The following is a 24,134-nucleotide window of genomic DNA, read 5'->3' as shown; positions in this document are numbered from 1 at the left end:
GCCGGACCCAACAGCGCCACCGCAGGTCCGCTACTTCGCCTTTACCTGGATCGGCTTCGGCGCCGGCACAGCGGCCCATTCCTTGTCCGCGCGGGGGCCGTTGAGATCACCGGTCAGGCCGACGAGCTGGCCGGGCAGCACGTCGAGCGTCTGCTGCCAGGTCTGGGTCTGGCACAGGAACTTTATGAGACAGCCCTTGAGCTTGAGGCGGTCGGAAGACTCGCGCCAGAGCGAGACCGAATAGAACTTGCCGTCTTCGGCATTATAGATTTCGCCGGCAAACCGTCCCTCGGCCGTCGCCTGCAGGCCCATGATGAGCTGATGACCGAGCAGCGCGCGGGCACGCTGGTCGGGATCCGGATTCTGGCTGTCGCGATAGGGCTGGCCGCGCTTGTCGGCCGGCTCCTTCATCCAGACGATGAAGCCGCAGATGCGATCGCGCGAGGGACCGCAGCGCTCGAGCCGGATGCGGGCGCGGCCGTCCTCGACCAGCCAGGTGCCGCTCGGATCAGGCGGCGCGGCGGCGCCGGCGCGGCCGCCAAAAGCCATCAGGACGATCGTGATCACGATGCGCAGCACGAAACGAAGCAAGAAATTCATCAATGGCACCTTTCGTTGGATGGGTCGCAGCGTCAGTTCAGTTGCGTCATCAGCGCGTCGGCGCCCTTGTCGAGGCCGGCGGTAGCGGCCGCGAGCGCACCTGCGGTGGCCTTGATGTCGTAGGCGCCGGGATATTGCTTGGTGACGTAGGCGCTGATCAGCCTGGAGGTCGTGGCGTCGAAGATCTCGACGCCGTAGATGACCGAGCCGGTCAGCATGCCCTCGCCGTCGCGCGCGGCCTGCACGCCGTTATAAACCGCGCCGGCCATGTCGAAGCGGGAGAGTGTACCCAGCACCGGCGTGTTGGTGACGGCGCCGGTGAGCGTCAGCCTGATCCGCAGCGTGTTCGGCCCGCGCTCGCGCACCAGCGCGAAGCGGCCGCGCAGCCGGTCGGCGAAGCAATTCTGCATGTAGGCGGCGAGCGTCGCCTTGTCCTTGTTGGACATGTCGCCGAACTGGTGATCCTTGCCGCGATAGATCAGGACCGGATCGAGGATCACTTTATTATAGGCGCGCCAGTCGACCGGCGTGGAATAGCGATAGGGCACACGCCCGTCCGACTTGTCCGGCGCCATGTAGGCCGACGACGCCATTTCAGAATAGGGCACCGGCGCGACCGTGGCGCAGCCGGCTGCGGCCGCGCAAAGCACCAGCGTTCCCAGACCGCGCAACGCGATCGAGCGATCCATTCCAGACTCCTCTAGCGGCTTTTGTGAAAGGCCGATTTTGAACAAGGCCTTAGGAAAGACTCGGTGACCGCAGCCGCGTATGGGACCAGACGCGGCTGCGGCGCTCACCATCGCCGGCCCGGGGCTTCGTCCGGGGCCAATTCGGAAGCCCCGGGTCGTCTCAGTGTTTCGATTTATAAAACCGACCAGTTGGTTTGTAAAGCCGCGAAATGACAGCCTGACGCATTTGGCCGCAGGCGCGGCTTTGTGCAGGTCATGGCAAGGTTTCGTTAACGATGAATCAGGCGCGCTTGCGCCGGGTTGCGGCCTTTGCCGCCGATGGCGCGGCGGATTTGGTGCTGCGCGTAGTGGCCGGCTGCTCGAGGCCGGTCCATTGCGCGTCATCGAGCAGACGCGCGAACAGCCGCTGGTGCTCGTCCTTGCCGAGCGGCGACATGCCGAACAGCGAGCTCAGCAGCAGCCCCATCGCGCCGGCCCAGCGCAGCATCGCTAAATCGGGATCGGCGGCCTCGTCCCTGATCGCCGCCATCCGCTCCATCTCGCGCTCGCGCGGCAGCGCCATCAGGCGGGGATTCTCGACCATGGCCGCAACCAGCGCCAGCGCGGCGGAATTCGGCGAGGTCGCGGCTTCGCGCACGGTGGCAAGCTGGGTCGCCAGATTGGGATTGGCGGAGGTCTTGCTTACCTTCGCCATGTAGGCTGTCGAGAATTCCTCGAAATGCGCCATCTGCCGCTCGAGCAACGCCTTCAGCACCGCCTCCTTGGTGCGGAACTGATGCATCACGCCGCCCTTGCTGAGGCCGCTCTCGCGCGCGATCGCGTCGAGCGTCAGCCGGCCGGGGCCGTCGCGCGCAATGATCGCGATGGCCGCTTCGAGCGCGGCATTGCGGGATCGTTCGGAGCGGGTGGCGTTGTCCATGGCCGACTTGTCTCCGTGACAAGACAATGAATCAAGTGAAAACGGGACGCGCTGTACATTTTTTGTGCGAACGCTGTCGAGACTTTCATCTTGCGGCGCCGAACGGGACTGTGTGAGCCTCGATATTGGATGGGGACTGGGATGGGCCGGCCGCGGCTTCGCGCGCGAGGACGTTGCGAAGCATCTGCGGCTGGTCTCGCTTGAGAAAGATACGACATGCCAAAACGAGTGTTGCTTGGTCTCCTCCTGGCTTGCGGCCTCATGGCCCCGGCCCTGGCGCAAGAGCCGAAGACAGGAGGCGTGATCAACGCCGTGATCCAGCCCGAGCCGCCCGGCCTGATGCTAGCGATGATCCAGAACGGTCCGACCCAGATGGTGTCGGGCAACATCTTCGAGGGCCTTTTGCGCTACAGCCCCAAGCTCGAGCCGCAGCCGGAGCTCGCCGAAAGCTGGAGCGTCAGCGAGGACGCCAAGACCTACACCTTCAAGCTCAGGAAGGGCGTGACATGGCATGACGGCAAGCCCTTCACCGCCGCCGACGTTCTGTTCTCGATCGAGATGCTGAAGCAGACGCATGCGCGTGCCCGCACCAATCTGGCGCAGGTCGACAAAGTCGAGGCGCCGGACGACTACACGGTGGTGTTCACGCTGAAGCAGCCGTTCGGCCCGTTCCTCGGAATCTTCGAGGTCGGCTCGATGCCGATGGTGCCGAAGCATCTCTATGAAGGCACCGACTTCAAGACCAATCCCTACAACAACGCGCCTGTCGGCACCGGTCCCTTCATGTTCAAGGAATGGCAGAAGGGCTCGTTCATCCGGCTGGTCAAGAACCCGAACTATTACGAGAAGGGCAAACCCTACATCGACGAGATCTACTGGCAGATCATTCCCGACGCGGCCGCGCGCTCCGTGGCCTATGAGACCGGCAAGGTCGACGTGCTGCCCGGCGGCTCGGTCGAGAATTTCGACGTGCCGCGGCTGTCCAAGCTGAAGGACACCTGCGTCACCGGCGCCGGCTGGGAGTTCTTCTCGCCGCTGGCCTGGCTGTGGCTCAACAATCGCCAGGGTCCGCTCGCCGACAAGCGGGTGCGGCAGGCGATCATGTTTGCGATCGACCGTGATTTCGCCAAGGATGTGATCTGGAACGGGCTCGGCAAGGTCGCGACGGGCCCTTCGTCTTCGGCCATCAAATATTACACCGACGACGTGAAGAAGTACCCGTACGATCCGGCCAAGGCCAAGGCGCTGCTGAAGGAAGCCGGCTACAAGGGCGAGAAGATCCGCCTCTTGCCGCTCGCCTATGGCGAGACCTGGCAGCGCTGGGGTGAAGCGGTGAAGCAGAACCTCCAGGACGTCGGCATGAACATCGAAACCATCGCCACCGACGTTGCCGGCGGCAACCAGAAGATCGGCGACTGGGATTACGACATCGCCTTCACGTATCTCTACCAGTATGGCGATCCCGCGCTCGGCGTCGGCCGCAACTATATCTCCAGCAACATCGCGAAGGGACAGATCTTCAACAACGTCGAGGGCTACGTGAACCCGGAGATCGACAAGCTGTTCGCCGACGGCGCGATCGCAACGCCGGACTCGAAGCGCAAGGAGATCTATGAGAAGGCGCAAAAAATCCTGGTCGAGGACGTGCCGGTGGCCTGGATGCTCGAGCTGCAATTCCCGACCATCACGCGCTGCAAGGTCAAGAACCTGATCACCACGGGGATCGGGGTCAATGACGGCTTCAAGGACGCATGGCTCGACAAGTGATGAGCCTCTTACCTCTCCCCGCCTGCGGGGAGAGGTCAACACGCCCCGAGCGATGCGAAGCATCGTCTCGCGCGTGGCGGATGAGGGGGGTACAGGTCCATGAGCATACTCATGCGTGGAGAGAAGCCCCTCACCCCAACCCTCTCCCCGCAAGCGCGGGGCGAGGGAGCACACTGCCCCAGTCGCTCCTGGACACCTCACCAAGATGACTTTCTAAGATGCTCTCCTTCGTTGCCCAGCGTGTCCTCAAGGGCGTGATCGTCCTGCTCGCGATCGTCGTCCTCAATTTCTTCCTGATCCGCCTTGCGCCCGGCGATCCCGCGGTCGTGATGGCGGGCGAAGCCGGAGCCAGCGACCAGGTCTTCGTCAAGCAGCTCCGCGAAAAGTTCGGCCTCGACAAGCCGCTGCCCGAGCAGCTCTTCATCTACGTCAAGGGCGTCGTCTCCCTCGACCTCGGCTTCTCCTTCCGCCAGCAGGCGCCGGTCGCAAAGCTGATCGGCGAGCGGCTACCGGCGACGCTGCTGCTGACGCTGACGGCGTTCGCAATCTCACTCGCGCTCGGCGTTCTCTTCGGCACCTTCGCCGCGCGCTTTGCCGGGACCTTCCTCGATACGGCGATCACCGTGTTCGCGCTGATCTTCTATGCCATGCCGATCTTCTGGGTGGCGCTGATGGGCATCCTCTTGTTCTCGGTCACCATGGATTGGCTGCCGAGCTTCGGTTACGAGACGGTCGGCGCCAACTACACCGGGCTTGCCCATGCGGTCGACGTCGCAAAGCACCTGATCATGCCGGCGATGACGCTCGGCCTGTTCTTCATGGCGACCTACACCCGCATGACGCGCGCCTCGATGCTAGAGGTCAAGCGGCTCGACTTCGTCAAGACGGCGCGTGCGAAAGGCCTCTCCGATGCCGTGATCCAGCGCCGTCATGTGCTGCGCAACGCGCTGCTGCCGGTCGTGACGCTGGCCGGCGTGCATTCCGGCACGTTGATCGGCGGCGCCGTCATCACCGAGACCGTGTTCGCCTGGCCCGGCATCGGGCGCCTGATGTACGACGCGCTGCTGCAGCGCGACTACAACCTCCTGCTCGGCGTCTTCGTGATCTGCTCCGCCATGGTGCTGATCTTCAACCTCATCACCGACCTGGTCTATCGCCTGGTCGACCCGCGCATCGAATTCGCCTCATGAAACAGTTCTGGAAATCGATGCTGAGAAGCCCGAGCGGCGTCATCGGGCTCGTCATCCTCCTCTTCGCGATCTCGGTCGCGGTGTTCGGACCGATGCTGTTCCCGAACTCGCCCTGGCGCATGGTGCAGCGGCCGTTTCTGCCGCCGTTCACGCTCTCGACCGTGCCGCTCGGGACCGACGCGCTCGGCCGCGACGTGTTCGCCGGCATGATCTTTGGCGCCCGCGTCTCGCTGCTGGTGGGGCTCGTCTCCACGCTGGTCGCACTCGTCGTCGGCGTGCCCATCGGCGCCATGGCCGGCTATTTCGGCGGCAAGGTCGACGACGCCCTGATGCGCTTCACCGAATTCTTCCAGACCATCCCGAGCTTCGCGCTCGCGATCGTGCTGGTCGCGATCCTGCAGCCCTCGATCTATTCGATCGTGGCCTCGATCGCGGTGGTGAGCTGGCCGCCGGTCGCCCGCCTCGTGCGCGGCGAAGTGCTGTCGTTGCGCACGCGCGAATATGTCCAGGCCGCAATCGTTACAGGCCAGAGCAACAGCTGGATCATCCTGCGCGAGATTCTGCCGAATGCGCTGTCGCCGGTGATCGTGCTGGCTTCGCTCATGGTGGCGACCGCGATCCTGCTGGAATCCTCGCTGGCGTTCCTCGGCCTTGGCGATCCCAACCTGATCTCCTGGGGCTACATGGTCGGCGCCGGCCGCACCGTGATCCGCCAGGCCTGGTGGATCACGGTGTTTCCCGGCGTCGCGATCCTGATCTCGGTGCTCGGCCTCAATCTGATCGGCGAAGGCCTCAATGACGCGCTCAATCCGCGCCTGTCGCGGGAGGGACGCTGATGATGACCGCCCCGCCCGCCGTCTCCATCAAGAACTTGCGCATCGCGCTGCCCAAGGGCGCCGAGCGTCCCTTCGCCGTCGACGGCGTTTCGCTGGACTTGCGGCCTGGCAAGATCGTCTGCGTCGTCGGCGAATCCGGCTCCGGCAAGTCGATGTGCGCGCATGCGCTGATGGGCCTGTTGCCGGACACTGTCTCGGTCACATCAGGTGAGATCCAGTTCGAAGGCCGCGACCTGCTCAAGCTCGATGACGACGACTGGCGCGATCTGCGCGGCCGCCGGCTCGCGATGATCTTTCAGGAGCCGATGACCGCGCTCAATCCGTTGATGCGGATTGGCGACCAGATGGCGGAGATGTTCGAGGCCCACGGCCTACTGACGCCAAAGGAGCGGCGCGCGAAGGCATTGTCGCTGGCGCGGGAGGTCGGCCTGCCGGACCCTGAAAGAATCGTGCGCGCCTATCCGCACCAGCTCTCCGGCGGCCAACGCCAGCGCGCCATGATCGCGATGGCGCTGGCGCTCGAGCCGGCCGTGCTGGTCGCGGACGAGCCGACCACCGCGCTCGACGTCACCACGCAGGCGCAAATCCTGAAGCTGATCCGCAACCTCCAGCGTAACCGCAACATGGCGGTGATGTTCATCACCCATGACTTTGGCGTCGTCGCCGACATCGCCGATCAAGTGGTGGTTCTCAGGCACGGCAAGGTCGTCGAGGAAGGCCCCGCCGCGACCGTCTTCAACGAGCCGCAACACGACTACACCAAGGCGCTGCTTGCCGCCGTGCCGTCGATGGACCCGCCGGCGCGCGCGCCCCTCGACGACCAGGCACGGGCCGTCGAGGTGATTGGGCTGGACAAGACCTACGTCACCTCGGGCGGCTGGTTTCGCGAGGATCGCCGCGTCGATGCCGCGCGCGCCGTCAATTTCAACATCCTCAAGGGCGAGACGCTCGGCCTCGTTGGCGAATCCGGGTCCGGCAAATCGTCGGTCGCGCGGCTGGTGATGCGGCTGATCGAGGCCGACCGCGGCACGGTGCGGATCGGCGAGACCGACCTCACACAGCTCTCGGGCAAGGCGCTGCGCACCGAGCGCCATCGCATCCAGATGATCTTCCAGGATCCGTTCGCCTCGCTCAATCCGCGCCGCAAGATCGGCCACATCATCGCCGACGGGCCGATCGCGGCCGGCACCGATTCCAACATCGCGTTCGACCGCGCCCGCGATCTCCTCAAGATGGTCGGCTTGGACGCCGGCGCGCTCGAACGCTATCCGCACGAATTCTCCGGCGGCCAGCGCCAGCGCATCGGAATTGCGCGCGCGCTCGCGCTCGAGCCCGAGATCATCGTCGCGGACGAAGCCGTCTCCGCCCTCGACGTCTCCGTGCAGGCGCAAGTCTTGAAGCTGCTCGAAGATCTCAAGGCGCGCCTCGGCCTCTCGATGCTGTTCATCACCCACGACTTACGCGTCGCGGCTCAAATCTGCGACCGCATCGCGGTGATGCAACGCGGCGCCATCGTCGAGCTGAAGCCGACCGCGCAGCTCTTCGCCGCGCCGGAGCATCCCTATACGCGCGAGCTGCTCGCGGCGGTGCCTGGACGGAAGGAGCGTGCGCCGGCAGCGTAACGCCGCAAATCGCGGCTATCGTTTGGCCGGAGGGTTCGTATTGTTCCAGTTGGGGACCGAGTTGGTCACACCGACGGACGGCTGGTTAGACGTTCCGACCGATGGCGCGGTGACCGTTCCGGTAGTTTGTCCCGAACTTCCGTATGTGCCCTGTTGTGCCGGCACGCCCGGGCTGAGCCGCGTGTTGCTTTGTGAGCCCGCCGACGTCTGGGCGCTTGCGGCGAGCGGCACCGCCGCCAATCCAAGTGTGAGAAGTGTGGCGATAGCGCGTCTTGTTCTTGTCATGACTGATCCTTTCGAACGCGTTCCCTTGATCGTTCAGGTCGAACCGCTCGTGCATTGAACGACTGTACAACTACACGCCCGCGAAAATGTGCCGCGGCACGCCATCACGATGCCGGAAGCGGCTAATGCGGCGTGAGGCGGGACGTCGCTGAGGTATTACGTTCCGCTTAGGAACGGATCGGTCACGGGCTTTTTATCCCTTGTGACCGCCTGCACCGCTGCAAAGACGAACCTGCATCCCATATCCCGATGGAATGATTTCCATCATCTGATGATGGATCGAGGATCATATTGGAGGCCGACATGGGCCAGGTTATTCAGTTTGTGTCAAAGTCGGAGCGCGAACGTCTTCGCCTCATCCAGGAAGCGCGCGCGATTTACGACAGCATTTTCCCGCCGGCTGATCCGGCCGGCGATCAGTCGAGCGGAGCCAATGCGCGCCAGAGCGACAGGGGCAACCTCGCATGATCAAGATCATCGCCGTGCTTTGCAGCCTCGCCTCTCCGACCAATTGTCACGAGCAGCTCGTGACCAGCTCGGACTTTGCGCAGGTCTCGGTGCAATCCTGCCTGATGGGCGCGCCGCAGCTCGCCGAATGGATGAACCAGCATCCGGCCGAACGGCTCGCCGCATGGCGCTGCGTGATCGGTCAACAGAACGGCCGGGGCATTTAAGCGCGCGGCCGCTTTCCCGAACGGTCCGGCCCGGCGGGCCGTCAGGGCTGATATAACCGACGATCTTTCGAGCCAGGAACGGCTCGAACACGGTGACGACAATCCATTGCCGGAGTAACCTCTCCTGCGCCATTGGCAGCAGGGGGAAATCGGATGGAGGTCGCCAGCCTCGTTCTTCCCGTATTCGCGATCATCGTCACCGGGTGGCTCGCCGGCGAGCTCGGCTATCTCTCGCGCTCGCTCGCCGATGCGCTGGTGCATTTCGCCTACAACGTGGCGATGCCGGCACTGCTGATCGTCACCATCGCCCAGGAGCCGGCGCGCAACCTGCTGGAATGGCGCTTCCTGCTCGCCTTCGGCGGCGGCTCCCTCGTCTGTTTCGCGCTGGTCTTCGTCGCTGTTCGCGGAAAGCATGATCTCGCCAGCAGCACGATCCATGGCATGGCGGCGGCGATGACCAATACCGGCTTCGTCGCGCTGCCGATCCTGCATGCGATCTACGGCCAGCCCGCCGTGCTGCCTGCCGCGGTGGCGACAGTGTTCGTGGCCGCCGTGATGTTTCCGATCACCGTCATCCTGCTGGAGCGGGACGCGCGCGGGCCTGCGCATTCCGCCGGCCTCGCAAGGCAGATCCTGCTCAATCCGATGGTGCTGTCGACCCTCATCGGGCTCGTCTGGTCGATCACGGGCTTGCCGATTCCAGCAGCCGTTGCGGCCTATCTGAACATGATCGCGGCCGCGCTCACACCGTGCGCGCTGTTTGCCATCGGCCTCGGCCTGTCGGTCGAAGGCCTTCGCTCGAACCTGAAGGCATCGTTCGCACTCGCCGCCGTCAAGCTGGTGATCATGCCGCTGCTCGTCTACGGGCTTTGCGTGATGCTGGGCCTCAACCCGCTCTACACGGTCGCCGCCGTCATCTGCGCGGCCGTGCCCACGGCCAAGACCGTGTATGTGCTGGCGCACGAGCACAAGGTCGAGGAGAGGCTGGTTGCGGCCACGGTCTCGGTCACGACGATGCTGTCGGTCGGAACGTTGCTGGTCGCGCTCTACCTGCTCTCGGGCCTCGCGACGGGACCGCGCTGATCCAGATCGGCCCTATCGGGTGGTGTTGCTCCAGGTCGGCACCGAATTGGTCACGCCGACCGACGGCCAGTTGTACGTTCCGATCGACGGCGCAGTGACCGTACCGACCGTCTGTCCGGACGAGCCGTAAGACGTCCCGGGCTGCGCGACCGGCGCGCCGACGCCACGATAGGTCGGGGCCACCACGCTGGTGCTGTAGTGCCGGCTGGACCGGTGCTTCTTCGCTTCAGCCGCATAGGGCGCGGCAAGCAGTCCGGTCGTGATGAGTGCGGCAATGGCGAATTTCATGCTGGTCATGGCTGATCCCTCGGTCGGTGGGAGCCCCTTGTGCCATGTGTTCATTCGCCGGCGGATGTCCATAGGCACGCGTTCATAACTCCGTGCGCGGGCGAATGCGCCGGACCGCGGCTGGCGCCAAGGTCGATGCCGAATGTCTTGGTTAGGCCGATCTGCCCGGCCGGCGTGATGCGCACGATCCGGCTGTCGCGGTCCCGCCTCAGCCAGCCGCGCTCGAGGCAGCAACGGTGGATCTCCGCACCGATGTGACCGGCAATGTGATAGCGACGCTCGCTCCAGTCGAGACAAGGCCGGCAGAAGATGCGCCGGCTCCCGGATTTCAGGGCCGGCGCCGCGCCGAACGCGGCGAGGAAGTCCGTCCCTGAAGCCGTCACCTCGCCGCCGTCATCGGTCAGGACAACGTGCCCTTTGGCGATGAGCGCGTCGGCGATGGCGACCCCGAGATAACCGGCCAGATGGTCATAGCAGGTGCGCGCGAAGCGAAGCCTGTCGTCGGTGAGCGAGCGTGGCTGGTGGCGCTGCGGAAGCTCGATGGCCGCGACCGCCTTGATACCCTCCAGCATTCTGGCAACGAGCGGCGAGGCGATGCGGTAGTAGCGGTTGCGGCGCTTCTGCGTCACGGCGAGCAGCCGAGCGCCGACCAGCTTGCCGAGATGTCCGCTGGCCGTCGATCGCGATATCCGCGCGCGCGAGGCGAGCTCGCTTGCGGTCAGCGCCTGCCCGCCCATCAGCGCCGCGAGCATCGTGGCCCGCGCGGTGTCGCCGACCAGCGCTGCCACCTCGACCATGTTTGCCGCTGCGACCATGGCGAGACGGTATCGCGGCGGCCTTCGCGCGACAACGGCAATGGTTTGGCGGCGGCCGAACCATTTGGCACTGCGCACACACTACGGTGGCCGTCCGCAATCCGGGAGAAGTCATATGAAGAGTCTCCGCGTGGAGCCGATATCGAGCTATCTGGAGCGCCGCCGCAAAGGCCCGATCTACCCGGTCGTCGTCGCCGGAGGCCTGGTCTATCTGTCCGGCCTGCCGCCGTTCGACCCTGACACGGGCGAGGTCAGGCTGCTGCCGTTCGCGCGGCAGGCCGAGATCGTGCTCGACCAGATGCAGCGCTGCCTGGAAGCGGCGGGGTCATCGCTGGCCGAGGTGATCAAGTGCAATGTCTACTGCACGCCCGATCCGGCTCATTTCGCCGCGTTCAACGAGGTCTACGCCCGTTACTTCCAGGACCATTCGCCTGCACGCATCTTCGTTCACGTGCCGTCGTGGCCAGGGCCGTTCGACGTCGAGGTCGATTGCATCGCCCTGGCAGGGCGCGATGGATGAGTTTGTCGCGGACAGCCGCCTTCGGATGGACCCGAATCAGCGCTAGTGCATTGCCTTCAGTGATGTCCCTGGACGAAAAGCAGCATGACCGGCGCCGAACTGAAGCAGCTCCGCAACGACCTCTCCGATGCCCTCGGACGGAAGCTCACCGCGGCCGATATGGCAAAGCTTTGCGGATTGCCGGAGAAGGGCGGCGCCGACACCATCCGGCGCTGGGAGGTGAGCGGGCCGTCGCCGTCTGCGACCAAGGTGCTCCGCGTGCTCGCGATGGCGAGCGAGCGCTATCCGATCATGGAGAAGTTCGACATCTTCGATCGTCACGACGTGCGCGAGGAAGACCGGCCGGCCAGGCGCGCCGCGTTCCGCGAGCAGATGCGTGACGAAGCGCGGCGGCGTCTTGGTTAACGAAAGCCGCGCGAAGGTTGCTCGATCGGCTGTGAATTAAGCCTTCCTTCAGCATTTCTTAAGCCGCCATTAAGCACGAAAATCATTTGCAACCCAATACGTTAGGTTGGGTGCCGCTGTGCCACGGATGTGACAGCATTTTCGACAAAAGCGAGCTATCTGCAAAACCAACGCGGCGCGGACAGCGCGCCTGCCGGGGACCTTTAGTGTTGGAGTTTGGACTATGAAGAAGATTCTGATTGCGACCGTCGCGCTGCTCGTGGCGGGCGCTGCCGCGCCGGCGCTCGGCGCCGATCTCGGTAACCGCAACTACTACAAGGCGCCTGCCCCGGCCTATGCCGCACCGATCTACAACTGGACCGGCTTCTATATCGGCGGCCATGTCGGCGGCGCGTTCTCCAGCGACAACAATTTCAACGGCCTCTCCACCGGCAACAACGGCAACGGCCGTTTCCTCGGCGGCGTGCAGGTCGGCGCGGACTGGCAGTTCAACCCGAACTTCGTGGTCGGCGTCGAGGGCCAGTATTCCTGGCTCTCCGGCAGCGTCGGCGCGGTGTTCCCGGGCGGTATCGCCTACACCAACGACCAGCGCGGCCTCGGCTCGCTCACCGGCCGCGTCGGCTACACCTGGGGTCCGGGTCTCGTCTACGTGAAGGGCGGCTACGCCTATTCCAACAACAACGAGAAGGTGACCGTCGGCGGCGTGCCGACCGCCTTCGTCATCGATGGCGATCACAAGAACGGCTACACCGTTGGCGCGGGCATCGAGTACATGTTCGCCCCGAACTGGTCGGCCAAGGCCGAGTACCAGTACTACAATTTCGGCGATGCGCACTTCACCGGGGGCCCGCTGGCGGGCACCGGCAACTTCACCACCGACGACCACACCGTCAAGGCGGGCGTCAACTACCGCTTCAATTGGGCGAGCCCGGCCGTCGCGCGCTATTGATCGGTTAGCAAAGTCTTATCCCGACCAAGGGGCCGGCGTTCGCGCCGGCCCTTCTTTTTTCGCTCTGCGGAACCAATGCAAGCAATTGCACCAATTGCGATTTTTTAACCGGCCCTGCGGATACTGCCCGCCACAAAACAGAAGCAAGAGCGTGGGGGAATTTTCGATGGCGATCCGTCTGGGCGTTGGCCGTTTGCTCGGTCGATTCAAGCCTCGCGTCAAAATGCCGAAATGGGGCGTGCGCGGCAGCCTGTTCGCGGCCTTCGGCGTGATCGCAGGCATGGGCCTCGTGATCGCAGCCGGCGCCGGCCTTGCGCTGCAGAATCTCGGCGGACGCATGACCGAGCTGAGCGGGCGGGACATTCCGCGCCTTGCCGCCAGCCTGCAATTGTCGGCCCTGAGCGCGAGCCTTGCGGCACAGGGACCGGCCCTGCTTGCAGCTCAAAGCGAGGAAGCGCTCAACGAACGCACCAAGAAGCTCAAGGAATTGCAGGAGCAGACGCAGCAGAAGCTCAACGAGATCATCGAGCTCGGCGGCGACAAGTCCGTCGTCACCGGACTCAGCGAGACGATGAAGAGCATCAACGAGGCGGCCCAGAGCCTGGCCAAGGCCGCCCGCGAACGGCTGGACATCGCGGCGCTCCATGACAAGCAATACGACGCGCTGCGCAACGCGCAGGGCGCGTTCGTCGGCGCGGCCAGTCCGGCGATGCTGGAGGCGCAGACCCGCGTCAACGCCATTCTCGGCTCGGCAAACCTGTCGGCCGAAGATGCCACCGAAGCGGCGCAGACGGTCGGCCAGCTCGGCAACATCGTCGCCAGCGGCAATCTCGCGGCCGCCGACATGAGCGCCGCACTGTCGGCGAGCACGAGCGACAAGCTCGACGACATCCAGAAGGAGTTCAAGACGGCCCAAGGACGCCTGCGGTCGAACCTCGATCTGCTGCCGGACAATGAGGGCAACAAGATGCTGCGCGCGACAGCGGAAAAGCTGCTCGCGCTCGGCACCGGCAAGACCGGCGTGTTCAATCTGCGTGAGAAGGAGCTCGACTCCATCGACTACGGCCAGACCATCCTGGACGAGACGCGCAAGCTCAATGTGGGCCTCGGCATCAGCGTGCAGCAGCTCGTCGACGGCGTGCAGAAGGAGACCAACGCCTCGACCTTCCAGGCGCGGCAGGAGACCTCGCTCGCGACCTCGGTCATGCTGGCTCTAGGCGCGCTGATGCTGGTCGGCTCCGCGCTGTTCGTGTGGCTCTATGTCGGCCGCAACATTCTCCGCCGCATCCGCGAGCTTCAGCGCGCCATGCAACTGCTCTCGGCCGGCGACCTCGACACCGAGATCGTCCGCTCCCGGCAGAATGACGAGATCGGCGCGATGAAGGAAACGCTGACGGTGTTCCGCGCCAGCATGATCGAAGCCCGCGCGTTGGCGAGCGAGCAAGACAAGGATCGCGTCGCCAAGGCCGAACGCGCCGCCCATGTGGAAGCCAGGATCGCGGAATTCGAGGGCACGGTGCGAACCGCGCTCGACAATCTGGCGCAATCGGCCAATTCGATGCAGTCGACCGCACAGAGCATGTCGAATACCGCCGATCAGTCCAACGCGCTGGTGAACGCGGTCGCTTCCGCCGCGGAAGAGACCTCGGTCAACGTGCAGACCGTGTCATCGGGCACCGAGCAGCTGTCGTCCTCGATCGAGGAGATCAGCAAGCAGGTCGTCACCTCCGCCGCGATCGCCAAGAAGGCCGTCGATGAGGCCGGTGCCACCGACACCACGGTGCAGAGCCTTGCCGACAGCGCAAGCCGCATCAGCGTCGTCGTCGACCTGATCCAGACCATCGCCTCGCAGACCAATCTGCTCGCACTCAATGCCACCATCGAAGCGGCGCGCGCCGGCGAGGCCGGCCGCGGCTTCGCGGTGGTCGCCTCCGAGGTGAAGAGCCTCGCGAGCCAGACCGCCAAGGCAACGGAAGAAATCCGCACCCAGATCGCCAGCATGCAGCAGGTCACGACCTCCGCGGTCGGTGCGATCCAGGGCATCGGCCGGATCATCGGCGAGATCAACGACGTCACCACCACGATCGCGGCCGCAGTCGAGGAACAGGGCGCGGCCACCCGCGAGATCGCGCGCAACATCCAGCATGCTGCGGGGGGCACCAGCGAGGTCTCCAGCAACATCGTCGGCGTCTCCACCGCCTCGGCCGAGGCTGGCGCGGCAGCAGGCGAGGTGTTGAGTGCGTCGGACGCGCTCCGCCGCGAGGCCGACATGCTGCGCGGAGAGATCGACGCGTTCCTCAACAATATGCGGGCGGCCTGATTGTCATTCCGGGACGGCGCGTCGCGCCGAACCCGGAAGCTCGCGCGACAACCTCCAGATTTGCGGGTTCGCGCTCACGCGCGCCCCGGAATGACTGCGTTTTTGGCAGGCTTCAACCGGCACACGGAAATACACCGTCCGGTATGACCGCCATGCGGAGACCACGGCCCAGCCTTTTTCGGCTGGCGCCTCGCCCGCGCTGGGTTTAAGCCGGTAGCATGAACGCGAAAATCGACACTGTGCAGTCCTCGGCCGAGGCCTTGCGCTATCCCTGGGACCAGCATCCCGGCCACGAAGAGGTCGTCGAAGTGCGCCCCGGCGTGCTGTGGGCGCGGCTGAAGCTGCCGTTCCGCCTCAACCACGTGAACATCTATCTGCTCGCCGATGGCGACGGCTATGCGATGGTCGATGCCGGCTTCGGCAATGAGGAGACGATCGAGGCCTGGACCAAACTGTTCGACGGGCCGCTGAAGGGCGTCAACATCACACGCCTGATCGTCACCCATTCGCATCCCGATCATGTCGGGCTCGCGGGCTGGATCGTGGAGCGCTTCGGCTGCCCGCTGATGATGTCGCAGGTCGAATATCTGCAATCGGTCTATCATCAGAACCGCGGCACCGAGGAGCGGCGCAACGCGCAGCGCCTGTTCTTCCGTCGTCACGGCATGGACGAATCGCTCACCGAAAAGCTGCTCGGCCGCGGCCAGGATTATCTCAAGCAGGTGTCGGTGCTGCCGCCGTCCTACCGCCGCATCTCGCATGGCGACGAGATCGTGATCGGCACGCGCCGCTTCAAGGTGATCACCGGCGGCGGCCACGCGCTCGATCAGGTGATGCTGTATTGCGCCGACGACAAGCTGTTCCTCTCCGCCGACCAGGTGCTGAGCAAGATCTCGCCCAATGTCAGCGTGTGGGCGGTCGAGCCCGACCAGAACTCGCTCGGCGAATATCTGGCTTCGCTCGCGAGCCTCACCACCACCCTGCCCTATGACTTGCTGGTGCTGCCCGGCCATGGCGTGCCGTTCTACGGCCTCAAGACGCGCATCAAGCAGCTCGCCGACCATCACGAGGAACGCTGCCGCCTGATCGCGGAGGCCTGCCGCGAGGTGCCGCAGACCTCGCGCGCCCTGGTGCCCGTCGTGTTCAACAAGCACGTGCTCGACGAGCATCAGATGGGCTTTGCCGCCGGCGAGCTCGTCGCCCACGTCAACTACATGATCGTCGAGGGCCGGCTGACGGCGGAGACGAAGGACGGCGTGCTCCAGTTCAGGACGACGTGAGGGGCTTCTTCACCTCTCCCAGCTTGCGGGGCGAGAAAGCACACCGTCAGCACCGCAGCGGATTGTGCGGAGCAGCATTGTACCTCGCGCGAGCTTGATCGGGATCAAGTTTCAAATCGCACGATAGGGCATTTTGCCCAAATGCCCCGCACGCCTAAATGTGGGATAGCGCATAGACATTGGAGCTGGAAAAGCTCTAAGAAGATGCGCCCTTTTTGGTCAGTTCCGTCTCAGGTTTTGCCGATGGATTACAGCCAGTTCTTCAATTCCGCCCTCGATCGTCTCCACACCGAGCGGCGCTACCGCGTGTTCGCCGATCTGGAGCGCACCGCCGGCCGGTTCCCGCACGCGGTCTGGCACTCGCCCAAGGGCAAGCGCGACGTCGTGATCTGGTGCTCCAACGATTATCTCGGCATGGGCCAGCACCCGAAGGTGGTCGGCGCCATGGTCGAGACCGCGACCCGCGTCGGCACCGGCGCTGGCGGCACCCGCAACATCGCCGGCACGCATCATCCGCTGGTACAGCTCGAGGCCGAGCTCGCCGACCTCCACGGCAAGGAAGCCGCGCTGCTGTTCACCTCGGGCTACGTCTCGAACCAGACCGGCATCGCCACCATCGCCAAGCTCATTCCGAACTGCCTGATCCTTTCGGACGAGCTCAACCATAATTCGATGATCGAGGGCATCCGCCAGTCCGGCTGCGAGCGCGTCGTGTTCCGCCACAACGATCTGGCTGATCTCGAAGAGAAGCTGAAGGCTGCGGGTCCGACCCGGCCGAAGCTGATCGCCTGCGAAAGCCTTTATTCGATGGACGGCGACGTCGCGCCGCTCGCAAAGATCTGCGATCTCGCCGAGAAGTACGGCGCGATGACCTATGTCGACGAGGTCCACGCCGTCGGCATGTACGGCCCGCGCGGCGGCGGTGTTGCCGAGCGTGACGGCGTCATGCACCGTATCGACATCCTCGAAGGCACGCTCGCCAAGGCGTTCGGCTGCCTCGGCGGCTACATCGCCGCCAACGGCCAGATCATCGACGCCGTGCGCTCCTACGCGCCGGGCTTCATCTTCACCACCGCGCTGCCGCCGGCGATCTGCTCGGCCGCGACCGCCGCGATCAAGCATCTGAAGACCTCGAGCTGGGAGCGCGAGCGCCATCAGGACCGCGCCGCCCGCACCAAGGCGATCCTGAATGCCGCCGGCCTGCCGGTGATGTCGAACGACACCCACATCGTGCCGCTGTTCGTCGGCGATCCCGAGAAGTGCAAGCAGGCGTCCGACCTGCTGCTCGAGGAGCACGGCATCTACATCCAGCCGATCAACTATCCGACCGTCGCCAAGGGCACGGAGCGGCTGCGCATCACGCCCTCGCCCTATCATGACGACGGCCTGATCGATCAGCTCGCCGAAGCCCTGCTGCAGGTGTGGGACCGCCTGGGCCTGCCGCTGCGCGAGAAGTCGCTGGCGGCGGAGTAGGCGTTTTCTCCTCTCCCTAACCCAACCCGCACCGCCTCTGGAGCTACCCCTCTCCCCAACCCTCCCCCACAAGGGGGGAGGGAGCGAGGCAGGCGTGCCTACCTCACGTTGATCTGTCGCCCCAACTCCGGCTCGCCGCCGACGCGACAATCGGCACTCTTTCCGTTCCCTCCCCACCTTGCGGGGGAGGGTCAGGGAGAGGGGTGCCACACGGGGACTCTCTCGGTGGGCCAAGAACGCCCCGGGCGGCGCACCTTAACGACACCGCCAGTTCCCACTCCCGCCCGCCATTTCGCTGTCGCCTCCACCGGCCCAACGCGCTAGATTTGCAGGGAAAATGAGATCGGGCGCCTCGCGCGCCTTCGGAAGATCGGGCGCTACCGCGCCATGGGAGAAGCACGCTCGCCATGCTGCACGACTGGGGCGTGATCGCCGCCGCCTTCGGCTATATCGGCTTTCTGTTCCTGGTGGCGAGCCATGGTGACCGCCGCTCGCCGGCGGGGCCCGGCCGCGCGTCCGGACTGATCTATCCGCTGTCGCTGGCGATCTACTGCACCTCCTGGACCTTCTTCGGCTCGGTCGGCTTCGCCACCCGCACCTCGACCGACTTCCTCGCGATCTATGTCGGCCCGATCCTGATGATCGGGCTCGGGGCCGGCGTGCTCCGCCGCGTGATCCAGCTCGCCAAGACCCACAACATCACCTCGATCGCGGACTTCATCGGCGCGCGCTACGGCAAGAGCCAGGCGGTGGCGGCGACCGTGGCGCTGATCGCGATCATCGGCTCGGTGCCCTACATCGCACTCCAGCTCAAGGCGGTCGCCTCCTCGCTCGAAACCATCCTCAGCGAGGACCAGGCGTTCTCCCACATCCCGATCCTCGGCGACATGGCGCTGATGGTGACGCTGGCGATGGCGGCCTTCGCCGTGCTGTTCGGCACGCGCCAGACCGATGCCACCGAGCACCAGCACGGATTGATGCTGGCGGTCGCGACCGAATCCATCGTCAAGCTGGTCGCCTTTCTCGCCGCCGGCATCTTCGTCACCTTCTGGATGTTCTCGCCGCATGAATTGATCGAGCGCGCGATGAAGACGCCGGAGGCGGTGCGCGCCATCAACTATTCGCCGTCGATCGGCAACTTCCTGACCATGACGCTGCTGTCGCTCTGCGCAGTGATGCTGCTGCCGCGCCAGTTCCACGTCAGCGTGGTGGAGAATTCATCCGATGCCGAGGTCGGCCGCGCGCGCTGGCTGTTCCCGCTCTATCTCGTCGCCATCAACGTGTTCGTGATTCCGATCGCGCTCGCCGGCCTCGTCACCTTCCCGTTCGGCACGGCCGAGCCGGACATGTACGTGCTGGCGCTGCCGATGGAGGGGGGCGCGGACCTGCTCAGCGTCGCCATCTTCGTCGGCGGCCTGTCGGCGGCAACCGCGATGGTGATCGTCGAATGCGTCGCGCTGTCGATCATGGTCTCGAACGACCTCGTGGTGCCCTTGGTGCTGCAACGGCGGCCGGAGGGACGCACCGGCGGGGCCGATTTCAGCGACTTCCTGCTGCGCTCGCGGCGCCTTGCGATCTTCGCCATCATGGTGATGGCGTATTTCTACTACCGCGCGCTCGGCAACACCCAGCTCGCGGCAATCGGCCTGCTCTCCTTTGCCGCCATCGCCCAGCTTGCACCGAGCTTCTTCGGCGGTCTGTTGTGGCGGCGGGGGACCGCGCGCGGCGCAATCGGCGGCATGATGGTCGGCTTCGCGGTGTGGCTCTACACGCTGTTCATGCCGAGCTTCATGGATTCCTCGACCACAGGCATCCTGCTGCTCCAGCACGGCCCGTTCGGAATCGAGGCGCTGCGGCCGCAGGCCTTGTTCGGCGCCGACCTGCCGCCGCTGATGCATGGCGTGATCTGGTCGCTGTCGCTCAACATCCTCACCTATGTGCTGCTGTCGCTGGCGCGCCAGCCGTCCTCGATCGAGCTGGTGCAGGCCGACCTGTTTGTGCCCAACACGCTGGCGCCGATCTCGCCGAGCTTCCGCCGCTGGCGCACCACCGTCACGGTGCAGGACATCCAGACCACGGTCGCGCAATATCTCGGGCCGGACCGCGCGCGGCATTCGTTCGAGGCCTTCTCCGCCAGACGCAACGTGCGGCTGGAGCCTGCGGCGCCCGCCGATTTCGAGCTGCTGCAGCACGCCGAGCACCTGATCGCTTCCTCGATCGGTGCGGCCTCCTCGCGCCTCGTGATGTCGCTGCTGCTGCGCAAGCGCACGGTGTCGGCGAAAGCCGCGCTGAAACTGCTCGACGATTCGCACGCCGCGCTGCATTTCAACCGCGAGATCCTCCAGACCGCGCTCAACCATGTGCGCCAGGGCATCGCGGTGTTCGACGCCGATCTGCAGCTGATCTGTTCCAACCGGCAGTTCGGCGAGCTCCTCAACGTTCCCCCGCATTTCATCCAGTTCGGCACGCCCTTGCGCGAGATCCTGGAATTCATGGGCGTGAGCGATTCGGCCGGCGACACCGAGCGCGAGGCGATGATCGAGCAGCGGCTCGTCGCCTACACCACCGACAGCGAGCCCTATCTGGAGCGCCTGCCGGAACGCCACATGGTGATCGAGGTACTCACCAACCGGATGCCCGGCGGCGGCTTCGTCATCACCTTCACCGACGTCACGCCGACCTTCGAGGCCGCTGAAGCGCTGGAGCGCGCCAATGCGTCGCTGGAAAAGCGCGTGCGCGACCGCACCGAGGAATTGACGCGGCTGAACTCCGAGCTGGCGCTGGCCAAGAGTGCGGCGGAGGATGCCAGCAGCTCCAAGACACGCTTTCTTGCAGCGGCCAGCCACGACATTCTCCAGCCGCTGAACGCGGCGCGGCTCTACATCACGAGCCTCGTCGAGCGCCAGCACAGCGGCGAGGAGACGCGGCTGGTCGAGAACATCGACGAATCGCTGCAAGCCATCGAGGAGATCCTCGGCGCGCTGCTCGACATCTCCAGGCTCGATGCCGGCGCGATGACGACCTCGATCTCGAGCTTCAGGATGGCGGATCTGATGCGCTCGCTGGAGATCGAGTTCGCGCCGATCGCGCGCGCCAAGGGCCTCGCGCTCGCCTTCGTGCCCTGCTCGCTTCCCGTCGAATCCGACCGCCTGCTGCTGCGGCGCTGCTCCAGAACCTGATCTCCAACGCCATCAAGTACACCCCGCGCGGGCGCGTGCTGGTCGGCTGCCGCCGCCGCGGCCCCTCGCTCAAGATCTGCGTCTACGACACCGGCGTCGGCATTCCCTCAGCCAAGCGCGCCGAGATCTTCAAGGAATTCCACCGCCTCGAGCAGGGCGCGCGGATCGCGCGCGCCTCGGGCTCGGCCTCTCGATCGTCGAACGGCTGGCGCGCGTGCTCAAGCACGGCATCGCCATCGACGGCAACAAGAGCGGCGGCTCGGTGTTCTCGGTGACGGTGCCGACGGCGAAGGCGGTCACGCATACGGCCGCCGTGACCAGCGCGACGCCGCTGGCGCGCACGCCGATCTCGGGCGCCCTGATCGTCTGCATCGAGAACGACGCGGCGATCCTCGACGGCATGCGTACACTGCTGAAAGCCTGGGACGCCGAGGTGATCGCGGTCGCCGATCCCGAAGGCGCGATCGCGGCGATCGAAAAAGCCGGCCGCCGCGTCACCGGCCTGCTCGTCGACTATCATCTCGACCGCGGCAACGGCATCGCAGCCATCCGCGACATCCGCCGCCGCTTCGGCGACACCATCCCCGCGATCCTGATCACCGCCGACCGCAGCCCCGCGGTGCAGGTCGCCGCGCGCGATGAAAAGATCGCAGTGCTCAACAAGCCGGTGAAGCCGGCCTCGCTCCGCGCCCTGCTCGGCCAGTGGCGGACGCAGCAGATGGTGGCGGCGGAATGAGACGCGGTCAGTAGTCGGTCGAGACGCTCAGCGCGCGCCACCTCTCGAGCTCTTCGAGGCGCTGGCGATCGGTCGCTGCGATGGCGTTGACGGCATCACTCCCGAGCGCAATCCGCAGAGGCGGGCGATCCATGTTGGCAAGCTTCAGCACGACAGCCGCGGCCTTGGCCGGGTCGCCCGGCTGGCGGCCATCGTAATCACGCTGCATCCGGACGGCGGCGCCGACCACCGCGTCGTACTCCGGACGCCCCTCGTCGGTGTCATGCGCGGCCTGAGCAAAGCCCGTCCGGAAACCGCCGGGCTCGACGATCGTCACATGCACACCGATCAGCGCCATCTCGCGCGCCAACGATTCCGAAAAGCCTTCGATCCCCCATTTCGCCGCCGAATAAGGTGCGCGGGCCGGCGCGCCGATCCGGCCACCGACGGACGAGACCTGCATGATGTGCCCGCGACGCTGCCGGCGCAGGACGGGAATCGCCGCCTTGGTGACGATGATTGTGCCGATGAGATTCGCCTCGATCTGCTGCCGAAAGGACTCCAGGCTGGTATCCTCGACCGATCCGAGGTCGCCGAAGCCTGCGTTGTTGACGACCACGTCGAGGCCGCCGAATGCCGTCACGGCAAGATCGATCGCCGCCTGAGCGGCGGCCTCGTCGGTGACATCAAGCCTTGCGAGCCGCAGTCTTTCTCCGAAACGTTCCCGCAAGGGCTCGAGCGGGCCGAGGCTCCGAGCCGTGGCAACCACCTGGTCGCCCGCCGCGAGCACGGCTTCGGTGATGGCACGGCCAAGCCCGCGCGAGCTGCCGCTGATAAACCAGGTCTTCATGCCAGCCTCCGCAAGATCTCAAGGCGCGAGCCGCGTGAAGACGTAGTCCCGGCTCTTGGCGCGGGCCTCGTGGCAGCCCCAGCAGGTGCGGTGCTGGGCCTCATCCACCGGCTTGCCATTGGCGAAGCGGCCAAAGCCCCAGCCACCGGTCGAGGCATACTTCTTGGAATCCTTGACCATCACCTGCACTGTGGTAGCGGCGCCGGGGATCGTCGCGGATGCGAACTCGGGCGACTGTTTCCGCTTCCAGGCGCGCTTGACCAGAATGGTGCCGTCGGGGAACGGAAGTTTTCCGGCCTGATAGGCCTCGATTGCGATCTGGTTGCCGACCACGGCGCGAAGCTCGTCGAGCGGCGCGGCTTCTTCGGCCGGCGCGATCAGTTCCCACTGCTTGTAGCCGGGCGGAATCGTGACACCGAAGATCGGCGAGGCGTCGGCCGCCGCGCCGCCTTCCGCGAGCGCGATCGAGACCAGATATGGCACACTCGTCAGGAGAACGACGAGAAGCAGCACGGCGAGCACGATCACCGTGGAGAATGAGAATCTCTTGTTTTCAGATTCGGTTGGCATCATGACGTTTCTTCAAGCGGGATCACGGCACGTCCCCGGTCCAGACGTGCTGGACCGGAGCATTGGATGAATGCTCAGGCGCCGTCGGCGTCGATGACGGCCTTGGCAAAGGCTTGCGGCGCTTCCTGAGGCAGATTGTGACCGATACCGCCGGTGATCAGGCGGAAGTCGTATCGGCCCTCGAACTTCTTGGCATAGGCGCTGGGATCGGGGTGCGGCGCGCCGTTGGCGTCGCCCTCCATCGTGATCGCCGGCACGCGGATCACCGGCGCTGCGGCGAGCTTCTTTTCGATCTCTTCGTACTTCGCTTCGCCCTGGGCGACCCCGAGCCGCCAGCGGTAATTGTGGATCGTGATCGCGACGTGATCCTTGTTGTCGAGCGCCGCCGCGCTCCGGTCGAACGTCGCGTCGTCGAACTTCCATTGCGGCGAGGCGAGCTTCCAGATCAGTTTTGCGAAATCATGCGTGTACTTCTCGTATCCGGCGCGGCCGCGCTCGGTCGCGAAATAGAACTGGTACCACCATTGCAGTTCGGCCGACGGCGGCAGCGGCGCATTTCCCGCGGCCTGGCTCGAGATCAGATAGCCGCTGACCGACACCAGTGCACGGCAGCGGTCCGGCCACAGCGCAGCGATGATGTCGGCGGTGCGCGCGCCCCAGTCGAAGCCGGCGACAACCGCCGTCTTGATATCGAGCTTGTCCATCAGCGCGATGATGTCGACGGCCATCGCGACGGGCTCGCCGTTACGCGGCGTCTCGCTGGAGAGAAACTGCGTCGAGCCGTAGCCACGCAAATATGGGATGATGACACGATAGCCGGCCTTGGCCAGGATCGGCGCGACATCGACGAAGGCGTGAATGTCGTAGGGCCAGCCGTGCAGCAGGATCGCGACGGGACCGTTCGACGGGCCAGCCTCGGCATAGCCGACGTTGAGAACGCCGGCATCGATCTGCTTGATCGGACCGAAGGACGCGTTCGATGCCTGGGATCGCTGCGCCTCCGTCTGGGCAATGGCGAGGTCGATCACGCCGAGGCCGACGGCGACGGTCCCTGCGGCGACGCCAAAAAACTTGCGACGATGCTGGTCGATGAGTTGCTTCATGA

At 65.3% G+C, this 24,134-nt stretch carries 22 protein-coding genes and 1 pseudogene; 14 read left to right on the top strand and 9 right to left on the bottom strand.

What is annotated here, in order from left to right:
* Positions 1–30: 30 nt before the first annotated feature.
* The 3 genes from FOM02_RS04320 to FOM02_RS04310 all read right to left on the bottom strand — a co-directional run bounded on the left by FOM02_RS04320 (position 31) and on the right by FOM02_RS04310 (position 2,208).
* Complete coding sequence (locus FOM02_RS04320) at positions 31–600, bottom strand: DUF2147 domain-containing protein (RefSeq protein ID WP_027562002.1); 570 nt, start codon at positions 598–600, stop codon at positions 31–33.
* Positions 601–632: 32 nt separating this feature from the next.
* The gene (locus FOM02_RS04315; protein ID WP_027562001.1) at positions 633–1,289 is read right to left on the bottom strand and encodes a DUF3313 domain-containing protein; all 657 of its coding nucleotides are present in this window, start codon (positions 1,287–1,289) and stop codon (positions 633–635) included.
* Positions 1,290–1,569: 280 nt separating this feature from the next.
* Positions 1,570–2,208 (bottom strand): TetR/AcrR family transcriptional regulator, encoded by a 639-nt coding sequence (locus FOM02_RS04310; protein WP_027562000.1) that lies wholly within the window; start codon positions 2,206–2,208, stop codon positions 1,570–1,572.
* Between the two features lie 216 nt (positions 2,209–2,424).
* Between FOM02_RS04310 and FOM02_RS04305 the strand changes: the two genes are divergently transcribed.
* From FOM02_RS04305 to FOM02_RS04290, 4 genes are all read left to right on the top strand, one after another.
* Positions 2,425–3,975: an ABC transporter substrate-binding protein gene (locus FOM02_RS04305; protein WP_027561999.1), complete on the top strand. Its 1,551-nt coding sequence runs from the start codon at positions 2,425–2,427 to the stop codon at positions 3,973–3,975.
* A gap of 218 nt (positions 3,976–4,193) precedes the next feature.
* Entirely contained in the window at positions 4,194–5,165 is a 972-nt protein-coding gene (locus FOM02_RS04300) for an ABC transporter permease (protein ID WP_027561998.1), read from the top strand.
* Positions 5,162–6,001 carry an ABC transporter permease gene (locus tag FOM02_RS04295; RefSeq protein WP_027561997.1) on the top strand — a complete coding sequence of 280 codons (840 nt, stop codon included), beginning with the start codon at positions 5,162–5,164 and terminating at the stop codon, positions 5,999–6,001. Before FOM02_RS04300 ends, FOM02_RS04295 begins: the two co-directional genes overlap by 4 nt.
* A 2-nt stretch (positions 6,002–6,003) precedes the next feature.
* A complete protein-coding gene (locus FOM02_RS04290; RefSeq protein ID WP_027561996.1) occupies positions 6,004–7,623 on the top strand; it encodes an ABC transporter ATP-binding protein in 1,620 nt (539 codons plus the stop codon).
* A gap of 15 nt (positions 7,624–7,638) precedes the next feature.
* On the opposite strand, the gene FOM02_RS47055 is transcribed toward FOM02_RS04290, so the two are convergent.
* A complete protein-coding gene (locus tag FOM02_RS47055; RefSeq protein WP_084334632.1) occupies positions 7,639–7,908 on the bottom strand; it encodes a hypothetical protein in 270 nt (89 codons plus the stop codon).
* Between the two features lie 291 nt (positions 7,909–8,199).
* Between FOM02_RS47055 and FOM02_RS04280 the strand changes: the two genes are divergently transcribed.
* The 3 genes from FOM02_RS04280 (at position 8,200) to FOM02_RS04270 (ending at position 9,665) form a co-directional block, all read left to right on the top strand.
* Complete coding sequence (locus FOM02_RS04280; protein WP_156950906.1) at positions 8,200–8,376, top strand: hypothetical protein; 177 nt, start codon at positions 8,200–8,202, stop codon at positions 8,374–8,376.
* Positions 8,373–8,582 (top strand): hypothetical protein, encoded by a 210-nt coding sequence (locus FOM02_RS04275; RefSeq protein WP_027561994.1) that lies wholly within the window; start codon positions 8,373–8,375, stop codon positions 8,580–8,582. The genes FOM02_RS04280 and FOM02_RS04275 overlap by 4 nt, the downstream gene beginning before the upstream one ends.
* A gap of 153 nt (positions 8,583–8,735) precedes the next feature.
* Entirely contained in the window at positions 8,736–9,665 is a 930-nt protein-coding gene (locus FOM02_RS04270) for an AEC family transporter (RefSeq protein WP_027561993.1), read from the top strand.
* Between the two features lie 12 nt (positions 9,666–9,677).
* Here FOM02_RS04270 and FOM02_RS04265 read toward each other — a convergent pair whose 3' ends face one another.
* Positions 9,678–9,962 carry a hypothetical protein gene (locus tag FOM02_RS04265; protein ID WP_027561992.1) on the bottom strand — a complete coding sequence of 95 codons (285 nt, stop codon included), beginning with the start codon at positions 9,960–9,962 and terminating at the stop codon, positions 9,678–9,680.
* Between the two features lie 41 nt (positions 9,963–10,003).
* Complete coding sequence (locus FOM02_RS04260; RefSeq protein ID WP_051378605.1) at positions 10,004–10,768, bottom strand: ArsR/SmtB family transcription factor; 765 nt, start codon at positions 10,766–10,768, stop codon at positions 10,004–10,006.
* A gap of 115 nt (positions 10,769–10,883) precedes the next feature.
* Here FOM02_RS04260 and FOM02_RS04255 point away from each other — a divergent pair, with 115 nt between their 5' ends.
* The 7 genes and pseudogenes from FOM02_RS04255 to FOM02_RS04225 all read left to right on the top strand — a co-directional run bounded on the left by FOM02_RS04255 (position 10,884) and on the right by FOM02_RS04225 (position 21,630).
* Positions 10,884–11,288: a RidA family protein gene (locus FOM02_RS04255; RefSeq protein WP_027561991.1), complete on the top strand. Its 405-nt coding sequence runs from the start codon at positions 10,884–10,886 to the stop codon at positions 11,286–11,288.
* Positions 11,289–11,372: 84 nt separating this feature from the next.
* Positions 11,373–11,693 carry a hypothetical protein gene (locus FOM02_RS04250; protein WP_027561990.1) on the top strand — a complete coding sequence of 107 codons (321 nt, stop codon included), beginning with the start codon at positions 11,373–11,375 and terminating at the stop codon, positions 11,691–11,693.
* 223 nt (positions 11,694–11,916) lie between these two features.
* On the top strand, positions 11,917–12,642 hold the full coding sequence (locus FOM02_RS04245) for an outer membrane protein (RefSeq protein ID WP_027561989.1): 726 nt from the start codon (positions 11,917–11,919) through the stop codon (positions 12,640–12,642).
* Between the two features lie 166 nt (positions 12,643–12,808).
* Positions 12,809–14,962 (top strand): methyl-accepting chemotaxis protein, encoded by a 2,154-nt coding sequence (locus FOM02_RS04240; RefSeq protein WP_027561988.1) that lies wholly within the window; start codon positions 12,809–12,811, stop codon positions 14,960–14,962.
* 218 nt (positions 14,963–15,180) lie between these two features.
* Positions 15,181–16,242: an MBL fold metallo-hydrolase gene (locus tag FOM02_RS04235; protein WP_027561987.1), complete on the top strand. Its 1,062-nt coding sequence runs from the start codon at positions 15,181–15,183 to the stop codon at positions 16,240–16,242.
* A 243-nt stretch (positions 16,243–16,485) separates the two neighbouring features.
* Positions 16,486–17,715 carry a 5-aminolevulinate synthase gene (gene hemA, locus FOM02_RS04230; RefSeq protein WP_027561986.1) on the top strand — a complete coding sequence of 410 codons (1,230 nt, stop codon included), beginning with the start codon at positions 16,486–16,488 and terminating at the stop codon, positions 17,713–17,715.
* 407 nt (positions 17,716–18,122) lie between these two features.
* Positions 18,123–21,630, top strand: a pseudogene (locus FOM02_RS04225) (NahK/ErcS family hybrid sensor histidine kinase/response regulator).
* A 7-nt stretch (positions 21,631–21,637) separates the two neighbouring features.
* On the opposite strand, the gene FOM02_RS04220 reads toward FOM02_RS04225, so the two are convergent.
* From FOM02_RS04220 to FOM02_RS04210, 3 genes are all read right to left on the bottom strand, one after another.
* Positions 21,638–22,459 (bottom strand): SDR family NAD(P)-dependent oxidoreductase, encoded by an 822-nt coding sequence (locus FOM02_RS04220; protein ID WP_027561984.1) that lies wholly within the window; start codon positions 22,457–22,459, stop codon positions 21,638–21,640.
* An 18-nt stretch (positions 22,460–22,477) separates the two neighbouring features.
* Positions 22,478–23,032, bottom strand: coding sequence for a cytochrome P460 family protein (locus FOM02_RS04215; protein ID WP_027561983.1), 555 nt, complete (start codon positions 23,030–23,032; stop codon positions 22,478–22,480).
* Between the two features lie 71 nt (positions 23,033–23,103).
* A complete protein-coding gene (locus tag FOM02_RS04210; protein ID WP_027561982.1) occupies positions 23,104–24,132 on the bottom strand; it encodes an alpha/beta fold hydrolase in 1,029 nt (342 codons plus the stop codon).
* Positions 24,133–24,134 lie beyond the last annotated feature (2 nt).

The sequence above is a fragment of the Bradyrhizobium sp. SEMIA genome, assembly GCF_014844175.1.
Lineage (GTDB): Bacteria > Pseudomonadota > Alphaproteobacteria > Rhizobiales > Xanthobacteraceae > Bradyrhizobium > Bradyrhizobium arachidis.
This window is presented reverse-complemented; position numbering and strand designations above follow the sequence as displayed.